An 18,262-nucleotide genomic window follows, 5' to 3' on the forward strand; every position below is an offset into this window, starting at 1 on the left:
CCAACCCACGGATAGCAGTGTGCCAGCCGACGACTCGCATTTTGTCTCTATGCCCAAGGGATTGAACCCCCTTGGTTTAAGGGTGAAAAACAGGGGAATTGACAAATTCGTTCATAGCAGTGGAAAAGGTCACTTCATTTTCCCCCAGCCGCTTTTCCGCAAGGGTTAGCGGGAAAAAGGAACCCTAATTGATCCGTTTCTCTCCCTTGCAGAGGAATACGCCTACATTAAGATGAACTTGAACCATTCATCCAAAGGGCAGCCATTTTTAGTGGTAAAAAGGATAACTAATCCACCGCCTTCGGAGACTGGATCATCCCTAGTGGGAAAAAGTACACCTAATCCGGCTGAAATCAGCCTTATGGGGGAGCGGGCCTCCATTTAAGTGTACAAAATCCCACTAAAGCCCGTTCAAGCCAGAATTCCAGCCCATTAGTGTTACTTTTTACACTTCGCTTCCGTTACCTATGAATCTCCTTGCGTTCCATCCGCTTGTTCAGGTTCGCCGGTTCAATTCAGGATAAATTCTTATCTTTCAAGCAGAAACGGCTTCGCCGTTCTTATGAGGGACGGGTCGTTTCAGCGGGAAATAGAAGGATAATTTAATGTGCAAAGCATATAAATTATATATTGTAAAAAACAGGCTCTTGATGGCATGTACAGCCAGCTCAAGAGCCTGTAAAAGTTTAGAGCACCTTCCGTTATTGTTCTTCCCGGGAGCTACTGCTTCTCAAGGAGGCCCACCCCGCCCTACTTCATCGCGATATGCACCTTCAGCAGCTTGCCCTTCACGGTGGTGTCCTTCATCGCCTGGAGCACCAGCGGTCCCTTGCCGTTCAGGATATCCACATAGGTCACATTGTCCTGGATCGTAATAATCCCGATGTCTTCGGCAGTGATGCCTTCCAGCTTCGCAAGGGTGCCGACGAAATCGACGGCCCGCAGCTTCTTTTTCTTGCCTCCGCCAAAGTACAGCTTCAGAATGCCCTGGTTCATAACCTCGGTTTTGCCCTTCTTGCGTACCTGCTGCTTGCCCAGCTTCTCGTCAAAAGCAGGCTTGGCGCAGGCCACGGCATCCTCCGAAGGAGCCTTCATGACCGGGAGGCTGAACCCGATATAGCTCTCAATATCCTTGACCCATTTATGCTCGTTCGGCGTGGCCAGGGTGATGGCCTTGCCGCTTTTGCCTGCGCGTGCGGTGCGTCCGGTACGGTGCACGTAGCTCTCTTTTTCCATCGGAATATCGTAATTGATCACATGGGTGATGTTCTCAATGTCAATGCCGCGTGCAGCTACGTCGGTAGCGATCAGATAGCGGAACTGGCCTCTTTTAAAAGCGTTCATGACCTCAAACCGCTCGTCCTGCAGCATGCCGCCGTGAATTTTGTCCACCGGGTACTCCAGATCGGCCATCCCCCGGAACAGCGCGTTCACCTGATCCTGCGTCCGGCAAAAAATAATGCAGCTGTCCGGATTCTCCACCGTCAGCAAATCGCAGAGCAGCGGGAACTTCGCGGCTTGTCTCACTTCAATCAGGGCATGCTCAATCGCCGCTGCCCCAATACCGCTGGCTTCAATTTCAATGTCCGCCGGTCCGGTCATATATTTGCCGCACAGCTTCTTCACCGCGTCCGGCAGCGTGGCGGAGAACAGCATGGTCACTCGCTCCCGGGGAAGCTTCCCGATAATCTGCTCAATTTGCTCAATGAAGCCCATGCTCAGCATCTCGTCCGCTTCATCAATTACCAGATAGCTGATCCGGTTCAGCGGCAGCGTGCCGCGCTCGATATGGTCAAACACACGTCCCGGTGTGCCTACGACGACATGTGTCTTTTGCGCAAGCTCTATTTTCTGCGGGGCAAAGGGCTGCTTGCCGAACAAAGCGACCGCCTTGATCCGCTTGAAGCGCCCGATGTTGGTAATATCCTCTTTCACCTGTGCGGCCAGCTCGCGGGTCGGCGTCAGCACCAGAGCCTGCGGCTTGTTCTCCGCCCAGTCTGCCAGCTCGCAGAGCGGGATGCCGAACGAGGCCGTTTTGCCGCTGCCGGTCTGTGATTTGACGATCAGATCCTGACCCTTCAGGGCTACCGGTATAACCTTGCTCTGCACCCCGGTGGGCTCCAGGTAGTTCAGCACGTCCAGCGCGCGGATAATCTCTTCACTTAACCCGTAATCCCTAAACTGCAATTCACTCATGTAGTTGTTCCTTCCATCTTGTGTCTGGTCCCATTATAACAGCTTCTGGCTGCCTTGATTCCATTCCTTATAAAATTGCTCCAAAAAGCCAAGCATGAACTCATGCCGCTCATCCGCCAGCTTGCGCCCGTAGGGTGTATTCATCAGATCCTTCAATTTCAGCAGCTTCTCGTAAAAATGATTGACTGCCGTTCCCTTCGAGTAATCCCGGTACTCCTTCTGCAGGGACTCGTCACGCGGAGTGATATCCGGATCATAGACCGGCCGGCCCTTGGCTCCCGAGAAGATCAACACCCGCGTAATTCCGATTGCGCCCAGCGCATCCAGCCTGTCGGCATCCTGCACCACCTGCCCTTCAAGTGTGGACATCGGCTCGCCTCCCCCTCCGCTGAAGGACATCGTTTCAATAATCTGCATAATATGCCCGATCTGAACCTCATCGCTCAGATGTCCGGCCAGCCAGCTATGGACTTTGAGAAGTCCAGCTTCCTTGGAGGGGTTCAGCTTCTCATCGGCTACGTCATGCAGCAGCGCAGCTACCGTGCAGACAAACACATCCGCCTGCTCCATCCCGGCGATCAGCGCCGCCATATTGCGCACACGGTCGGTGTGAAACCAGTCATGGCCGGTTTTGTCCCGGCCCAGTTGTTCTTTGGCAAAATTCTCGGCTTCTGTAACGATTGTTGTATAATTCATAGAAAAAACTCCCTTTGCCTGTTTCTTGAAATCTGCGCGCCCGGCCTTGCAGGACTTCTCCCGATCCGCTATAATGTGCTGTAATCCAGCCTTTGAAAGGAGCTGATGCTCATGAACAGCATAACCATCATACTGAATCGGCATCATCATCACAAGCAGCGTTAGCACTCCTGAGCATTTCTCAGGGAGGGCTAACGCGTTATGCGTTGACCTCCCTGCCGCATATACAAGCGCGCGGGACCCTGAGGTCCGGCGCGTTTTTTGTTTTCTGATCATAAGAATTGAAATCGGGAGGAGCTGCTGATTATGCAAAATGTAAAAGGCACCTGCGATTATTTCGGCCGGGAGCAGGCCATCCGCCAGAAGGTCCGCTCCACGCTGACAGAACTGTTTGAGCTGTATGATTTCGAGTCGATGGATACGGCCCTGCTGAATGAGCTGGAGCTGCTGACCTCCAAATATGCGGGAGGCGACGAAATTCTCCGTGAAATGTATCAGCTGACTGACCAGGGCGGCCGCCGGCTTGGGCTGCGCTACGACCTGACAATTCCCTTTGCCAAGGTGATCGCCTTGAATCCGGGCATTGAATTTCCGTATAAGCGCTATGAGATCGGCAAGGTATTCCGGGACGGCCCGGTCAAAAAAGGCCGCCTGCGCGAATTCCTGCAATGCGACGCCGATGTGGTGGGCATTGCCGGCCCGCAGGGAGAAGCGGAGCTGATGCAGCTGGCGGCGGAAGCCTTCCGCAGGCTGGGGATTCCCGTCATCCTGAAATGGAACAACCGGCGGTTCCTGGGCGAAATCCTGGCCGCGGCAGGCGTGCCGCCGCAGGAGCACCTGTCCGTGATGCTGACCCTCGACAAGCTAGCCAAAATCGGCAGCGCCGGGGTGCTTGCGGAGCTGAAGGAGAAAGGGCTGACCCCGGACGCAGTCTGTTCACTTACAGAGCTGCTGGACATGGAAGCCCTCCCGTTTGAAGAGCTGGCGGAGAAATATAAGCTGGCAGAACAGCCGGGCGCCCTGGAGGTTGCCGCTCTGCAGCGGCTGATTGCCGGGGTAGGGCTTGCAGCGCCCTGTGTGTTCGATCCTTTCCTGTCACGCGGCCTGTCTTTCTATACGGGGACGGTCTATGAAATCTTCGACGCCTCCGGTGCCTATGCTTCCAGCCTCGGCGGCGGCGGAAGATATGACGCGATCATTGGAAAGCTCACGGGGCGTGAGGATATCGAATACCCTACAGTAGGCATTTCCTTCGGCATGGAGTCGATTATGGCTCTGCTCGGAGAACGCCCTGTACGGGAGGAAGCTTCGGGAGTGCTGGTCATACCGGTTGGGGAATATATGCCGCAGGCCTTAACTGCGGCTGCCGCGCTGCGTGCCGCGGGCATCCGCACTGCCGTGGATACCGGCAGACGCAGGCTGAAGAAAACGCTGGCCGCAGCGAACGCGAAGGGCATCCGCTACGTCGTTCTGATCGGAGACAGCGAAGCCGCTGACGGCAGGCTGCGGCTGAAGGATATGCCGCAGCAAAGCGAGGAGCTGGTTACGGTAGACGCTGCGATTGCAAGGATTGCCGGCTGGCTGCACGGTTCGCCCTGACCATGCCACAGAGCCGGTAGATGTATTAAAATCATCAGCAAAATCATGATGGGACTATTTGATTGTATTTCCTGCAATAGACTTGGCGGAGAGTCCCCTCCAAACCGGTTTTGCGTGTATAAAGTGCAATAAGCGTTCATGCCGCTCTTTCGCCGCACTTCACATCTGCCGCCGGTAACTGCGTCAAAGAACCCGGAGGCCCTCCGGGTTCTTTGATCCAGATTGATTCGGTTACACCAGCTCTTCCCCGTTGCTCCCGATTACTTTCTTGTACCAGTAGAAGCTCTTCTTGCGCGACCGGGCCAGTGTTCCTTTTCCCTCATTATCTTTGTCCACATAGATGAATCCGTAGCGTTTCTTCATCTCTCCGGTCCCCGCGCTTACCAGGTCAATACAGCCCCACGAGGTGTATCCGATAAGCTCAACACCGTCAGCGACAGCCTCCTTCATCTGCTCAATGTGCTGCTTAAGGTAGTCAATTCTATAATCGTCGTTGATGGAACCGTCCTCTTCGACGGTGTCCGCGGCGCCAAGGCCATTTTCAACCACCATTAACGGGATTTGATATCTGTTGTAAATATTGTTCAGGGACCATCTCAGCCCTTGCGGATCAATCTGCCATTCCCAGGCGCTGGCCTGCAAATAAGGATTTTTTAGGCCCATGGCTAAATTTCCGCCGATTTGCTCCTGCTCCGGATCGGCACTTACACAAGTGGAGGAATAATAGCTGAACGTATAGAAATCCACACGGCCTTCTTGTAGAATCAGCTCATCCTCTGCTTCCATAACGATATCCAGCCGTTTCTCGGCAAAATACCGCTTGGCGAATCCGGGATACGCGCCCCGCACCTGCACATCGGAGCACAGGAAGTTGGTCAGATTATCCTTTTGCTGGGCCAGGATCATATCGTCCGGATGGCAGGTCAGCGGATAGGAGCACATGTAAGCGATCATACAGCCTATTTGGAACTCTGGGTTGATTGCATGACCCAGCTTCACCGCCTTGGCGCTTGCTATAAACTGATGATGCAGGGCCTGATATCTGAGCTGCTCATCGTCCTCCGCGGCCTGGCCGCCAAGCTCGGCATTGCCTTCCGGGAGCATGGCCCCCGCCATAAATAATCCAAATCGCATCGTTAATATATTAATCTCATTGAAGGTTAGCCAATATTTCACGACAGCCTTGTACCGGTTAAAGATCACTTCGCAGTAGCTGACATAAAAGTCTATAACCCGGCGGTCGGACCAGCCGTTATATTTTTGCGCCAGCCCGAAGGGGGCCTCGTAATGCGAGATGGTCACCAGCGGCTCAATGTTATACTTCTTCAGTTCGGCAAACACGCTGTCATAGAACTTCAAGCCTTCCTCGCTCGGCTCCGCATCATCCCCGTTCGGGAATATTCTCGACCACGCAATGGACATCCGGAAGATCTTGAAGCCCATCTCTGCGAACAGCCGGATATCCTCCTTGTAATGACGGTAAAAGTCTATCGCCTCATGGCTTGGGTAGTTCCCGCCCGCCTCCAGTACCGGTGTGATTCTTCTTGGCGTGGTATGTGATCCGGCAGTAAGCATATCCGCTGTGCTGAGGCCCTTGCCGCCTTCGTTATAGCCGCCTTCCAGCTGATTGGCCGCCGTTGCCCCTCCCCAAAGAAATCCTTGCGGAAAGTTCTTGTTTATTTCTGCCATTATTTATTCCTCCTTGTTATTTGGACTTCCGGCCGCTGCCCGTCTGCAGATTTCTTCAATTAGCTAGCGTGCAGCTCAGCTTCTACAGCGACTAGATCATGACCGTTAATAAATCCTCCTGGTACGCGACCGTTTTCTTCCCCGTTTCAATCACGTCCAGGTAATTGCCGGAGTTCGAAACGATGACCGGTGTAGTTAAAATGAAGCCTGCCGCCCGAATCGCCTCCAGATCGAATTCCATCAGCAGATCGCCTTTTTTCACGGCATCCCCCTGCTTCACCCTGGGAGTGAAATATTTGCCTTTTAGCTTGACGGTATCCTTGCCCACGTGAATAAGAATATCGACCCCATGATCGCTGGTAATGCCGATAGCATGGCCCGAAGAGAACAGCGATGTCAACACCCCATCCACCGGAGAAAGCACCTTGCCTTCACTGGGCTCAATGGCAATCCCTTTGCCTAATGCGCCTGTGGAGAACGCTTCGTCCTTCACTTCAGACAATGCGATCACTTCCCCCTTCAGCGGACTCATTACCGTCTCCTGCTTCACAAGCACGTCGCCTTTAGGACCAGTTGTATGTTCTTCCTTGACCTCATCATCCTTGAACCCGCCGAAGTACATCAACAGAAAGCCCAGGATAAAGCTGACGGTGATCCCGGCAATCATTCCGTAAAACCCTCTGTTCATGCCTTCCGGGCTGATGTAGCTGGGAATTCCGAAAATCCCCAAACCGCCCAAGATATATCCTTTGGTCCCCATGATCCCAATAATTCCTCCGCCTACTGCGGCCGCTATACAGCTTAAGATGAACGGTTTTTTACGCGGCAGGGTAATTCCATAGATCGCCGGCTCGGTTACCCCAAAGATTCCCGAGATTACCGCCGGCACAGAAAGCGATTTCAATTTGATGTTTCTGGTTCTGAGCATAATCGCCAATACGACGCCCGTCTGGGCAAAGGAGGCGCCGAACACCCCGGCCAGAATCGGATCGGATTTAAGCACGGTCAGATTGTTGATTGCAATGGGCACAAAACCCCAATGCAAGCCGAAAATAACAAATACCTGCCAGAAAGCGCCGAGCAAAGTACCGGCAACTACCGGACTCAAATTATAAATAAACAATGTGCCTGCGCCCAGGAGCTGGCCTGCCCATGTCGCGACCGGTCCAATAAAAATCAGGGCGAGCGGGACAATGACGAGCAAGGTGCAGAAGGGAACCAGGAAGGTCCGGACTACGCTGGGAATGATCTTTTTAAAGAAGCCTTCGATCTTGCCTCCTACAAAGGTGGAGAGAATAATCGGAATGACACTTGACGCATAACTCATCAGGATTACCGGGATGCCCAGAAAGGTTAAGTAGACCGGCGACTCGATAACCGTACCGCTGAACAGGGTGTATAACGGTTCTCCGGAAGCGGTGATACTCGAAAAGGTGGGATAGACCAGCGTGGCCCCGATAGCCATGCCTATAAATATATTGGCGTTGAACTTTTTGGCCGAAGTATATCCAAGGAAGATGGGGAAGAAGTAAAATAAGCAATCCCCGATGGCATTCAAAATTTGATAGGTGCCCGAGGTGCTCGTCAGCACACCCAGAGACAGGAACAATGCGGTAAAGCCCTTGATCATCCCCGTTGCGCTTAATACGCCAAGTGTTGGTGTGAACACGCCGGAAATGATATCGATGAATTTGTTGAATACGCCCGTTTTCTCATCCGTTGCTTCGGCAGCCGCCGCTTGAAATCCGCCGATGGCCGCAACCTCCGCATACACCTCAGGCACATGGTTGCCGATAACGACCTGATATTGGCCCCCGCTCTTGACTACTGTCACCACACCCTCCATGTTCTTCAGAGCTTCCGTATCCGCTTTGCTTTCATCCTTTAATTTGAAGCGTAAGCGGGTGATGCAGTGGGCCAGGCTGTTTACATTTTCTTTGCCGCCGACGTTGCGGATAATGCTCTTGGCCAGCGCTTCGTATTTCATGTTGATCGCTCCTTTATTTATAATTCTTTAGCCTATGCAAAAAGGCGGGACCCGACAGACAGCAGCATTGAACGCGCACTGTCTGTCTTGGTCTCGCCTGCACTACCAGTAACAATCCAAGTGTTTATTCGGTTTGTCTTTCCGTTACCCGGTGAACGTGAATCGTTAAGTACAGCTTTTCCTCATCCGACAATTCCATATTTAAATATTTCTCTATCTTCAGCGTGCAGTGATAAGCCCTTTTGTATTTGGCCTTAATCTGCCGGAGCAGGAAATCATCCTCCAGCTCCGTCTTCTTCCTCTTGTCGATCCGCTGGAAGAAAAATCTTAAGTGGGTAATGAATCTTTCGAAGCTGACCGATGCTTCATCAAGGTCCAGCTGATAGGTGTATTTGATAATATTTAAAATATCCTGGATTTTTTGGGTTTGACCTGCAACATCGGTTACTTTATGATTCGGATGGTTTGCTTGGGCATTAATTAAGTGAAGAGCGATATTGGCAGCCTCATCCTCCGACAGCTTTTTTCCGACCGAATCCTCAATGAACTCCAATGCCTTCAGTCCAATCCCGAATTCCTTGGGATACAATTTTTTGATCTCCCAGATTAACGGATTTGTATTCCGGATGCCCTCGTCATGCATTTTCAATGTATTATTAATGTGATCCGTGAGCGTAACATAGATATAATCGCTCAAGGGGGCTTCTATACTGTTTTTCCCGTACTCGATAATGTCGTAGCACAACGAAACATATTCCGAAGGGACATCCTCCAGCAATAATTTGAATTTTTCCGAAGCATCCTTTTGTTTCAGGATAAAGACCTTTTCAATTAAGTCTTGCGCCACTTCATCGCCGACGCTTTTTTTGAAGCCAATGCCGCAGCCCATCACAACAAATTCCTGCTTGTGCGGATCTTTGGCCACAATCGCATTGTTATTGAATATTTTTTTGATAATCATCCAACTGCCTCCCTTCAGCCCAAAATAATGTAACCCTAGGATGTAGACACTGGACGAAATTTCACTTACAGCCTTTATAGCCCCGTTATTAAGCGCTCCCATTCCAATAAAACCGGATTTGCTCATCACCCGCTTCATAAGCGTGTTTGCAGGACTGGCAAGAAAAAAAGGCAAAACCCAAAACATGTCTGGCACATGTCCTGGGTTTTGCCTTTTCAGTAACAATCCCAAAGTCAGAATATCATGAATTCAGCCTTTTGACAAGAAAAAAGTATGCGCTTTCTTTTTTAAGCGTTTTTAAAGCGTCCGATGATGAAGCCTATAAGAAGAGAATGAAAGAACCCGATGAATTTTTTAATAGCATATCTGATCAAGAAGTCCGCTCGTAACGAGCGGACTTCTTGATCAGATAGAAAACTTTATTCACTCCCGCACCTGCCGCTTCAAATAGCGTTCCCGGTATTCCTTCGGACTTTTACCGCTGTATTTCTTGAAGGAGGCGCTGAAGCAGCTTGAGCCGGAACAGCCGACAAGCATGGCAATATCGGCTGGCTTCAGCCCGTGCTCCTGCAGCAGCTGCTCGGCCTTGGCCATCCGCAGCTTGGTGACATAGTCGCTGAAGGGAATGCCGACATGCTGTTTGAACAGCCTGGTGAGCTCAGCCTCGTCCAAGTGAAACATTGCAGCCAGGGAAGAAAGCTCCAGCTCATAGCCGAAATTCTCTTCGGCATATTTCCGGACGGCCTCAATGATATGCCGGCTGCTGGAGAAGCGGGTTTTCTTCACTTCCTCCATCACGAGCTGCGCCAGCTCCTCAACCAGCCCCCGTATCTCTTCGCGGGACTGGTAATCGGCAATGGTCAGCTGGCAGTTCCACAAGTATTTCTGGAGCGAGGAGCTGCCCAGCTCGAATTTTTTGGCGATGGAGGTGAACAGCAGCAGCACCCGCAGGGCCAGAAAGGTACATACAAGCAGGGATGTATTTCCTTCGTTGCCGAAAACGTTGTCCAGCTGCCGGCGGAAGGCGTTCATATCCGGATGTTCAACGAACTGCGCAAGCCTGCGCTCCGCCTCCGGGGTGAAGGCCTGCGTTAGCTCCGGCACCCGTTCCCTTTCATCCTCCGGCTTCTTGCAGACAGCGCTCTGGCTCCAGGACAGCATGGAGGAGGCGTAGCCGTTCTTCAGCCGCTTCAGTCCCTTCACTTCCACCCCGACCCCCGACACACTTTCCAGCTTCAGACAGCCGGCGATGCTGCGCTCCAGCTCTTCCATAAGCCGCTGCGTTTTGCGGGCATGCTCCGGCCCCGGTTTCAGAATGACAAGAAAGTGCATCATCCCGGAATTGGCAGGGTCTCCGAACGGATAGATTCCTTTCCATTTGGCCGACGTTTCCCGGCACAGCATCTGAAAAGCCAGATTCAGCAGATTCCTGCGCTCCTGGCGGTCCGCCGTTCTTTCCGGCGGCACTCTCATCTCAACAGCAGCAAACTGCAGCTTCAAATTATCCGCAGCCAGCGGAGTCAACCGGAGCTGCTTCAGCCTTTCACTGACGGCCGCCAGACTGTACCATTCGTCCTTGACCATTTGCAGCAAAAAGCTCTCCTGAAGCAGCCGCAGCTGCTCATTTGTCCGCAGCCGCTCCTGACGGGAAGCCCGCAGGTTCCACCGCTCCTGTTCAAATTCTTCGCCCAGCTTGTCCAGCAGCTCATGCAGTTCCCCCCGTGCAACGGGCTTCAGCAGATAATCCTTCACTCCGAGCTGAATGGCCGACCTCAAATCCTCAAAATCGGAATAGCCGGACAGCACAACCGTACGCAGCAGCGGATACCGCTCCTTGCAAATCCGGATAAATTCTATTCCGTCCATCTGGGGCATGCGGATGTCGGAGATAATCAGCTGCGGCAGCGGTCCCTGCTCCAGCAGCTGCAGCGCCTCGTTCCCGCTCGACGCCTCCGAAACAATTCTGAAGCCTGCGGCCTCCCAGTCGATTTTGGTTTTGATGCTGTTGCGGATGCTCATCTCGTCATCTACAAGCATAATCTCAAACATGATATTCAACCCCTTCCCGGCGGCAGCTCCAATGTTCTGAACTATATATCATTATGGACCAAAAATTCAGCAAGCAGAAACGGCTACGCCATCCTTATAAGGGACGGGGCGTTTCAGCGAGAAATAGAAGGATAACTTAATGTGCAAAGCATATAAATTATCAAAGGCACTTCTGCCTCTGATTCCCTCGTCCCGCCGGCTTCTAGGAGAATCAAAGGCACTTCTGCCTTTGATTCCCTCTGCCTGCCCGCTGCGGACAACGCATTCGCGCAGTTTGCCTGGCCGAAGTTCCGATCCATTCTTTCATTTACAGCGCAGCCGTGAAATAACGGATAAACTTCGCTTCCCCCAAAACCTATAAATTCTTATCCTTGAACAAAACGGCTATGCCGTCCTTCACCGGACAGCGCAGCCGTTTGAGATTTCAAATTTAAGGTTGGCTGCCGGGACCGGCCGGCGGCAAGCCCAAGTGGAAAAAGTGAACTTCATTCTTCCCACCTTCCCTGTTTCGAAAGTGTTAGTGGGAAAAAGGATACCTAATCCATCCATTTCGCCCCTTTCCAAGGAAATGTGCTGAAATGAAGTTGCCTTTTTCCCACTATTGCCTCTGCCGCCAGCTTTTCTGTCCATTTAAGTTCACTAATTCCACTTCGCTTCATTGTACTCCACTTCTACCCGCGGTTCCGGTTAGCTCCTCAAATTCCGCTTTTCCTCCTGCAAAGCGCAACCCGCAGGTTCAGCACGATGGCCATATCTTCAACTTACCCCCAACTTTATACACATCTTATCCGCAGCAAAAGCAATTCATAATTTGCTAAACAACAAAAAAGGACCCCGCCGGCAACCGGCGGGGCCAAAGAATATATTAAAGGGGGGTTATGGATTCAATATAACCCCGCAAGCTTAAATCCAAATGAAAGCGGGCTAAAGATTGTATTAACCGGATTATAATTTGAATTTCCCCACCAGACCCTGCAGCTCTTTGGCGCTTTGGGTATTTTCATCGGCCATCGTCGCTTCATGGAAGGTCTTCTCTACAATATCCGCTGTCTTCACGGCAATATCCTGCACGCCGATTGCCCCTTCATTGACCGTAGCCGCCACTTCGTTGATTGCAATGGCTACGCTGGACACGGTCTCATTCAGATGGTCGGCGGCTTCCCCGAACTGGTTCATCAGCCCGTTGATGGCAGAGGCATCGCTGTTGTATTGCTGGCTGACCTCTGCAAGACGCTCATAATCCCCCAGAACATTATGATCGATAAAAGCCAGCATTGCCTCGGAATGCTCCTTCATCTGCTCTACGGAGGAATGGACATTCCTGACGACGCCCTGAATGCCTGCCGCCGTTTCCGAGGATTTCTCGGCCAGCTTACGGATTTCGCCCGCCACTACGGCAAAGCCCCGTCCTGCTTCTCCGGCCCGTGCAGCCTCAATCGCCGCATTCAGAGCCAGCAGATTGGTCTGGCTGGTTATGGAGAGAATCGTGTCCGCCAGTATGTTGATTTCATGAATCGAGCCGGATTGTTCGATGGCCTTCTCCATTTCCACCCGCACCGATTCGTAGATATCCTTGGCATTGCCTATAGATTGGGTGGCATCATGCTGCAGCGCAAGCGCCCGCTCGGTAATCTGTACGGATACACCTGCGCCTTCCCTGACCCGTCCGGAGATCGTCCGGACGTTGTTCTCAATCTCATGAATTGCCGCCGTCATTTCCTGGGTGGAAGCAGCAGTCTCCTCCATGCCTGCGGACAGCTGCTCCGTAGTCGCCGAATTATCATGGGCATTCTCGCGTACATCAATGGACAGCTTCTCCAGAGTCTCCGCATTGTCCAGCACCTTCTTGGAGATTGATACCAGACTGCCGGCCATTTCCCGCAGCACCGCCCGCGTATGGAACATGGCTTTGGCAATCGTTCCGGTCTCATCTTTATTTTTCATCAGGTACTCATATTGAGAATCGTATTTAAGATCCAGCTCCGCAGTGCGGTTAATCATCTCTGTCAGCTTAATGATCGGCGAAGAGATCCGGGCAGCAACACTGATCCCCACCAGCAGGGCCAGCAGCAGGCTCACCAGTCCGAGCAAAATAATATAGTTCGTCATGCTATGAACCGGCTGCATAATTTCATTGAGATCACCGGTCAGCACCAGCGTCCACTTCGTATCCGGCATAACGGTAAAGGCAGCTTTTTTCTCCGCACCCTGATAGGTATATTGAACATTGCCGTCAGCCACCGTTTCTCCGGCTTTCATCTGCTCCACAACCGCCTGAATCTGCGCATTCTCCACCGGGGATCCAATCTTGGCTTCATCGGGATGATACAGGATGTTCCCGGTCTCATCCACAAGATAAGCATAGGAGGAAGGGGCATTGGCCACCTTGGCATCCGACAAATATTTAATGATGCTGTTCGCGTTGACAGCCGAAGCCACAAAGCCGATCATCCTGCCGCCGCTGGTTACAGGATGCGCAAAGGCCAGCACATAAGCGCCTGTAGACTTCGACTTCAGCGTTTCGCTGATGACCGGCCCGGCAGTTTGCAGCACGTTTTTGGTATAGCTTCTGTCACTGAAGTCCGTTCCCACCAGCTTGGTGTCGCTGTCCGCGATCCCGACCCCCTGCATGTTGACGACAAACATATGCTCCAGATTGCCCGCATCCTTCACGAGCTGCTGAAGCTTGGCGTTCACCTCGCCCTGAAGCGGATCTCCGCTTGTCAGCCCGCCGCTTCCGTCCTTCAGCAGCAGCTCGGCGATCTCGGATTCCCCCGCAACAAGCGCCATGCTCCATTTCTCTTTGTCTATCATCGCTTCGATCGTCTGCGCTTTATTCGTATTGACCTGCGCCATTGAAGTTTCAGTCAGATTCAGTATAGTCCCTGTAGATTTGCTGTACGTAAAAACCCCCATGAATGCCGTAGAAATCAGTGTAACGATGATCATCAATACCGAAAGCTTCATCCGAATTTTCATCTTCTTCTACATCCTTCCGCCCTGATCTCTTCGACACCCTTCAAAACCTGTTAATTCAGTAATATTTATTACATTCACTATCGGATTTCTCTCTCAAATAATTAATATTGAATGAAGAAAATTGGTGTAAATTATCGCATTTTGTCGAATTTTCAGATATAAAGTTTTTATTCCGCACCAAAAAGAGCACCCGGCCCGGAGTTTCTCCGGAGCGGATGCCCTTGCTTCTGATTCTGCGGACCCGATTAAGCCATGCTGTTGGCAATTCCCACAACAATCCAGGACAGGATCAGCACGATATTTCCCCACAGCAGCAGCCTTTTGGGAGCAGCAAATCCCTTCCACTCCCCGTCCTTAAGACCCCAGGCGTTGCTGATGATCAAGGACAGGCCGTTAAAAGCCAGCCAGCCGACTACAGCGCCCAGCGGTCCCAGAAGCGCCGTCGCTTTGGCATAAATACCAAGCGCCAGATACCAGACAGCTGCGGTCAACAGGGCTTTGGCATACGCTTGGCCTGCACCCTTGGCAATGTAATCCCGGTAGGTTCCGTTCTTAATCAGCAAAATGACCGCATACACGAAGTTGGCCACAAAGCCGCCCGACAAAGTAATTACCTATGAAATGAGACTGGCGCTGATTCTGGCAATGCCTTGGTCCACGGCAATATCAGCGGCCTCATTCGCATAGGAGAACCCGATATTCATTGCAGCCGAGCCCAGTCCGGCTGCCGAAGCAATAATCAGGCCTTTGCTCAGACGGCTGCCGGTGCTCGTCCCCTGGCCGGAGGCCGTAATGATCTTTTCTTTTAACAATCCGGCCCTGGTAATTACCGCCACACCGGCCAGCATAATCGCCGTACCGATCAGCAGCACCGTGAAGGAGCCCGCCGCCGGAATGTTGCCGAAGATAAACAGCGGAATCAGCGACCCCAGCGATGCCGATATCCCCATGTTCACTCCGTAGGTAAGCGAAACGCCAATCGAATCAATCGCCTTGCCGAACATAATGGAGCTGATGCCCCACAAGAAGCCGCAGAAGGAAGCCGTCCACAGCACGTCCGAAGGGGTCTGGCGGATATAACTGAAGAAATCCGGGACTTCAACCCAGGTCCACGCCACCGGAATAATCAATATCCCGACCAGAGAGAAGATCGCCCAGAACGCCTCCCAGGAGAACGGCTGGTATTTCTTCATCCCCAGTCCAAAGCTGCCCTGAAAGCAGCAAGCCAGCAGCAACAGCAAAAATCCGTAAATCATGATGAAGTCCTCCCCAATCCTTGTTCCTGTATATGTTTGGTATGTATCGTTATGAAGCAGAATATTTCTGCATTGTTATTCAGCACATGCTGATGATTATACATGAAAAATTTCATTTTGGGATGAAAAATATTCAGAAAAATAGACCGCAGCATTTAGGCCACGGTCCTGCATACAGGCAGAAACGGCTTCGCCGTCCTTAACCGGGCAGCGCAGCTGTTTGCATTTCAGGTGTAAGGCTGGCTGCTGGAGCCAGGCGGGAAGCCAGGCGGATAAGGTCAATTCATATTCCCCAGCCGCTTTTTCGCAAGGGTTAGCGGGAAAAAGAATACCTAATCGATCCGTTTCGCCCCCTTACAGAGGAATACGCCTACATTAAGATGAACTTGAACCATTTATCCAAAGGGCAGCCATTTTAGTGGTAAAAAGGATCACTAATCCACCGCATTCGGAGACTGGATCATCCCTAGTGGGAAAAAGTACAACTAATTCGGCTGAAATCAGCTGTATGGAGGGAGCGGGCCTCCATGAAGTGTACAAAATCCCACTAAAACCCGTTAAATCCAAAATCCCAGCCCATTAGTGTTACTTTTTCCACTTCGCTTCAGTCCCCTATGAATCTCTCCCTTGCGTTCCATCAGCTTGTTCAGGTTCTCCGGTTCCATTCATACACATTAAGTTTCTTTATTGTGTTTTTTAAAGATGACAGAACCGCCTCCCGCTTAAACAGCGGAGCGGAGCGGACGGACCCGCGGAACAGCGGCAGCAGCCGCCTGGGTCTCCGGATTTTTACCGCTAAGAGACTGCGACGAAATAAAGTACCGCTACATTGTTGACAAAACTCCCAAAACCGTGGAGCTTTTGTCAACAAAAGCGGGTACTCATTTCCTCGCAGCTCCTAAGGGGAATGAAATAAATCTGGAGAGCACAGCGACCCGGACAACGCTCCGTTCGCGGAGCCGTCCACTCCAAAGCGCACGTGGAAACGGCTTCGCCGTCCTCATAAGGACGGTATCCGTTTCAGTGAGAAAGATAAGGCTAATGTATAGCGTAAAACATATAGACCTGAATTCCGAAAGTGAATTGAACCCATCCAGATCGGACAAGGGATAACCCCTCTTTTTCCTTCACCCATTGGGTGCAGGCTGTTTGTAGCAAGACATCCCTTCGTGTAGAGCTTTTTAGAGGATTTGTGGATACTTACTTTCGAAATTCAGGTTTAATTCTTATCCTTCAAGCAGAAACGGTTTTGTCTTCCTTTTTTAGGGGCAGTACCGCTTCAACGGGAAATTTCAGACTCCTTGCGGGAACAAAGCATCAAACGCCGGGCAAGGAAGCTTCTCAAGGAAATCGGAAAGCGGTGCAGGCATGTTGCTGTAGATATCTTTTAACGGGGTGCCGTTGTAAATATTGCCGATGATGACCGGATGGCACAGCTCAGAGATCAGAATATCGCCATTGCCGTGCAGATGAAGCTGCTTCTTGCCTTCAATGCAGTGCGGGAAATATACTCCCGGCTGCTCCTGGAAGCCCAGCGCCTCCATAAAGCGGTCCATGCAGGTGAAATAGAGCGTTGTATCTTCTTTTTTGCGGGCAATCAGCTCACTTACGGCAATCTTCAATTGCTCGCGGGCGGCAATCGCCTTCCAGCCGGTATGGCCCATACTAATGCTGTTCTGGATTTCATGGGTCCGCACGCCCATGGAATAGACATGATCGCTGATTTCCTGCATATTGTCCTGCGTCCCGGTGAACAGCAGCGTCTCCAGCACTACATCCACGCCCGTTTTGGCGAACATCGTGATGTTCTCTCTGATTTTGTCATAGATGCTGGTGTGTATATTATAATAGCGCGAGAATGCCTCGGCCGTCGTAAAATTGAAGGAAATATGGATCGTCGTGAGTCCGGCATTCACCAGCTGATCAATCCGCTCCGCGTTCAGAAGGCTCCCGTTGGAGTTCAACTGGGTCTGGATGCCCCGGGAGGCGCAATAGCCGACAATGTCCACACAGTCCTGAAACTTCAGGGTGACTTCCCCGCCGGACAGGCGAACCCGCTTCAGATTGGGCAGCTCCTCCAGTATACGGATGACCTCCTTGCCGTTAATGCTCTGGCCGTCGTTTCTATTATATGCGCAGCAGTAATCGCAGCGGAAATTGCAGTTCGAGGTTACTCCGACCTCCAGCCCTTCCAGCTCGTAAGTCAGCGGTTTATCCAGCTCCAATGATTTATATTTCATGCTCATGTGTAAATGTCCTCCTGGCAGATAAAATAGGCTGCTCCCATATGCCTCTTCACTAAAAGCGTGTTACCCTTAAGGCACTGCCGGCAAAATGCCGCCGTCTATCCACAGCATTCTGCCGCAGCCGCACAACTCTGTCAATTATACAGGTCTGCCGCGCAGGACAATGTGATATTTGTTGTTGTAGGCTGCCATTCATCTTCTCAGGAGGTATCCGTAAATGAGTAAAAATAACAACTATATAAGCTGAACTTAAGAATGATGGACAGCCGATGGACGAATCCCTTGCGGAGCAAGGATTTCGTCCGTGCAGCAAGTTACATTCTTAAGTTCACTCTATATAAGCTGTAATTTAATATGTAGGCAGGCGGGGTTAGCTCTTAGCATGAGGCTCCATGACCCGCCGGATGAAAATGCTGGCAGAGCTGCACCGGGGCATTTTCATATCAAACCTCCATGACCCGCTGAGTCGCAACTTCGAATCAGGACCACCCGTCCAACGGGTGGTTTGCTCTTGGGGTATAACCCCTTGTTGCCAAACTGCGCCTAAAGACGCTAGCCTGACAGCAATTCTGTTCAGGCTCAGTGTTATTTGTCATTTTCACTG

11 protein-coding genes are annotated in these 18,262 nt (G+C 51.6%); 1 reads left to right on the forward strand and 10 read right to left on the reverse strand.

The features are described 5' to 3' along the window. Positions 1 to 750 precede the first annotated feature (750 nt). A complete protein-coding gene (locus HYD27_RS31095) occupies positions 751 to 2,196 on the reverse strand; it encodes a DEAD/DEAH box helicase (protein ID WP_219221650.1) in 1,446 nt (481 codons plus the stop codon). 33 nt (positions 2,197 to 2,229) lie between these two features. Continuing rightward, a complete protein-coding gene (locus HYD27_RS31100; protein WP_219221651.1) occupies positions 2,230 to 2,892 on the reverse strand; it encodes an HD domain-containing protein in 663 nt (220 codons plus the stop codon). 306 nt (positions 2,893 to 3,198) lie between these two features. Here HYD27_RS31100 and HYD27_RS31105 point away from each other — a divergent pair, with 306 nt between their 5' ends. Further along, positions 3,199 to 4,491, forward strand: a complete 1,293-nt coding sequence (locus tag HYD27_RS31105) for a histidine--tRNA ligase (RefSeq protein WP_219221652.1) — start codon at positions 3,199 to 3,201, stop codon at positions 4,489 to 4,491. 231 nt (positions 4,492 to 4,722) lie between these two features. Here HYD27_RS31105 and HYD27_RS31110 read toward each other — a convergent pair whose 3' ends face one another. The 8 genes from HYD27_RS31110 to HYD27_RS31140 all read right to left on the reverse strand — a co-directional run bounded on the left by HYD27_RS31110 (position 4,723) and on the right by HYD27_RS31140 (position 17,658). Next, complete coding sequence (locus HYD27_RS31110) at positions 4,723 to 6,180, reverse strand: 6-phospho-beta-glucosidase (protein ID WP_219221653.1); 1,458 nt, start codon at positions 6,178 to 6,180, stop codon at positions 4,723 to 4,725. 91 nt (positions 6,181 to 6,271) lie between these two features. Further along, complete coding sequence (locus tag HYD27_RS31115) at positions 6,272 to 8,167, reverse strand: beta-glucoside-specific PTS transporter subunit IIABC (protein ID WP_219221654.1); 1,896 nt, start codon at positions 8,165 to 8,167, stop codon at positions 6,272 to 6,274. Positions 8,168 to 8,291: 124 nt separating this feature from the next. Then, positions 8,292 to 9,128 (reverse strand): BglG family transcription antiterminator LicT, encoded by an 837-nt coding sequence (gene licT / locus HYD27_RS31120; protein WP_219221655.1) that lies wholly within the window; start codon positions 9,126 to 9,128, stop codon positions 8,292 to 8,294. Positions 9,129 to 9,551: 423 nt separating this feature from the next. Further along, positions 9,552 to 11,177 (reverse strand): response regulator transcription factor, encoded by a 1,626-nt coding sequence (locus tag HYD27_RS31125; protein ID WP_219221656.1) that lies wholly within the window; start codon positions 11,175 to 11,177, stop codon positions 9,552 to 9,554. A 945-nt stretch (positions 11,178 to 12,122) separates the two neighbouring features. Continuing rightward, positions 12,123 to 14,156, reverse strand: coding sequence for a methyl-accepting chemotaxis protein (locus tag HYD27_RS31130; protein WP_219221657.1), 2,034 nt, complete (start codon positions 14,154 to 14,156; stop codon positions 12,123 to 12,125). 245 nt (positions 14,157 to 14,401) lie between these two features. Continuing rightward, complete coding sequence (locus HYD27_RS32285) at positions 14,402 to 14,746, reverse strand: L-rhamnose-proton symporter family protein (RefSeq protein WP_228745448.1); 345 nt, start codon at positions 14,744 to 14,746, stop codon at positions 14,402 to 14,404. Positions 14,747 to 14,770: 24 nt separating this feature from the next. Beyond that, positions 14,771 to 15,412 carry an L-rhamnose/proton symporter RhaT gene (locus tag HYD27_RS32290; protein WP_228745449.1) on the reverse strand — a complete coding sequence of 214 codons (642 nt, stop codon included), beginning with the start codon at positions 15,410 to 15,412 and terminating at the stop codon, positions 14,771 to 14,773. Positions 15,413 to 16,704: 1,292 nt separating this feature from the next. Beyond that, the gene (locus tag HYD27_RS31140; protein WP_219221658.1) at positions 16,705 to 17,658 is read right to left on the reverse strand and encodes a radical SAM protein; all 954 of its coding nucleotides are present in this window, start codon (positions 17,656 to 17,658) and stop codon (positions 16,705 to 16,707) included. Between the last annotated feature and the right edge of the window lie 604 nt (positions 17,659 to 18,262).

Origin of the sequence: Paenibacillus sp. S150 (genome assembly GCF_019352175.1) — a bacterium.
Taxonomy (GTDB): domain Bacteria; phylum Bacillota; class Bacilli; order Paenibacillales; family Paenibacillaceae; genus Paenibacillus_AQ.

Excerpts from the sequence above, each read along its gene's own strand:
- licT (WP_219221655.1), bottom strand. The coding sequence starts at position 9,128 with ATGATTATCAAAAAAATATTCAATAACAATGCGATTGTGGCCAAAGAT.
- HYD27_RS32290 (WP_228745449.1), bottom strand. The coding sequence starts at position 15,412 with ATGATTTACGGATTTTTGCTGTTGCTGCTGGCTTGCTGCTTTCAGGGC.
- HYD27_RS31105 (WP_219221652.1), top strand. The coding sequence starts at position 3,199 with ATGCAAAATGTAAAAGGCACCTGCGATTATTTCGGCCGGGAGCAGGCC.
- HYD27_RS31095 (WP_219221650.1), bottom strand. The coding sequence starts at position 2,196 with ATGAGTGAATTGCAGTTTAGGGATTACGGGTTAAGTGAAGAGATTATC.
- HYD27_RS31130 (WP_219221657.1), bottom strand. The coding sequence starts at position 14,156 with ATGAAAATTCGGATGAAGCTTTCGGTATTGATGATCATCGTTACACTG.
- HYD27_RS31140 (WP_219221658.1), bottom strand. The coding sequence starts at position 17,658 with ATGAGCATGAAATATAAATCATTGGAGCTGGATAAACCGCTGACTTAC.
- HYD27_RS31100 (WP_219221651.1), bottom strand. The coding sequence starts at position 2,892 with ATGAATTATACAACAATCGTTACAGAAGCCGAGAATTTTGCCAAAGAA.
- HYD27_RS31125 (WP_219221656.1), bottom strand. The coding sequence starts at position 11,177 with ATGTTTGAGATTATGCTTGTAGATGACGAGATGAGCATCCGCAACAGC.
- HYD27_RS31115 (WP_219221654.1), bottom strand. The coding sequence starts at position 8,167 with ATGAAATACGAAGCGCTGGCCAAGAGCATTATCCGCAACGTCGGCGGC.
- HYD27_RS31110 (WP_219221653.1), bottom strand. The coding sequence starts at position 6,180 with ATGGCAGAAATAAACAAGAACTTTCCGCAAGGATTTCTTTGGGGAGGG.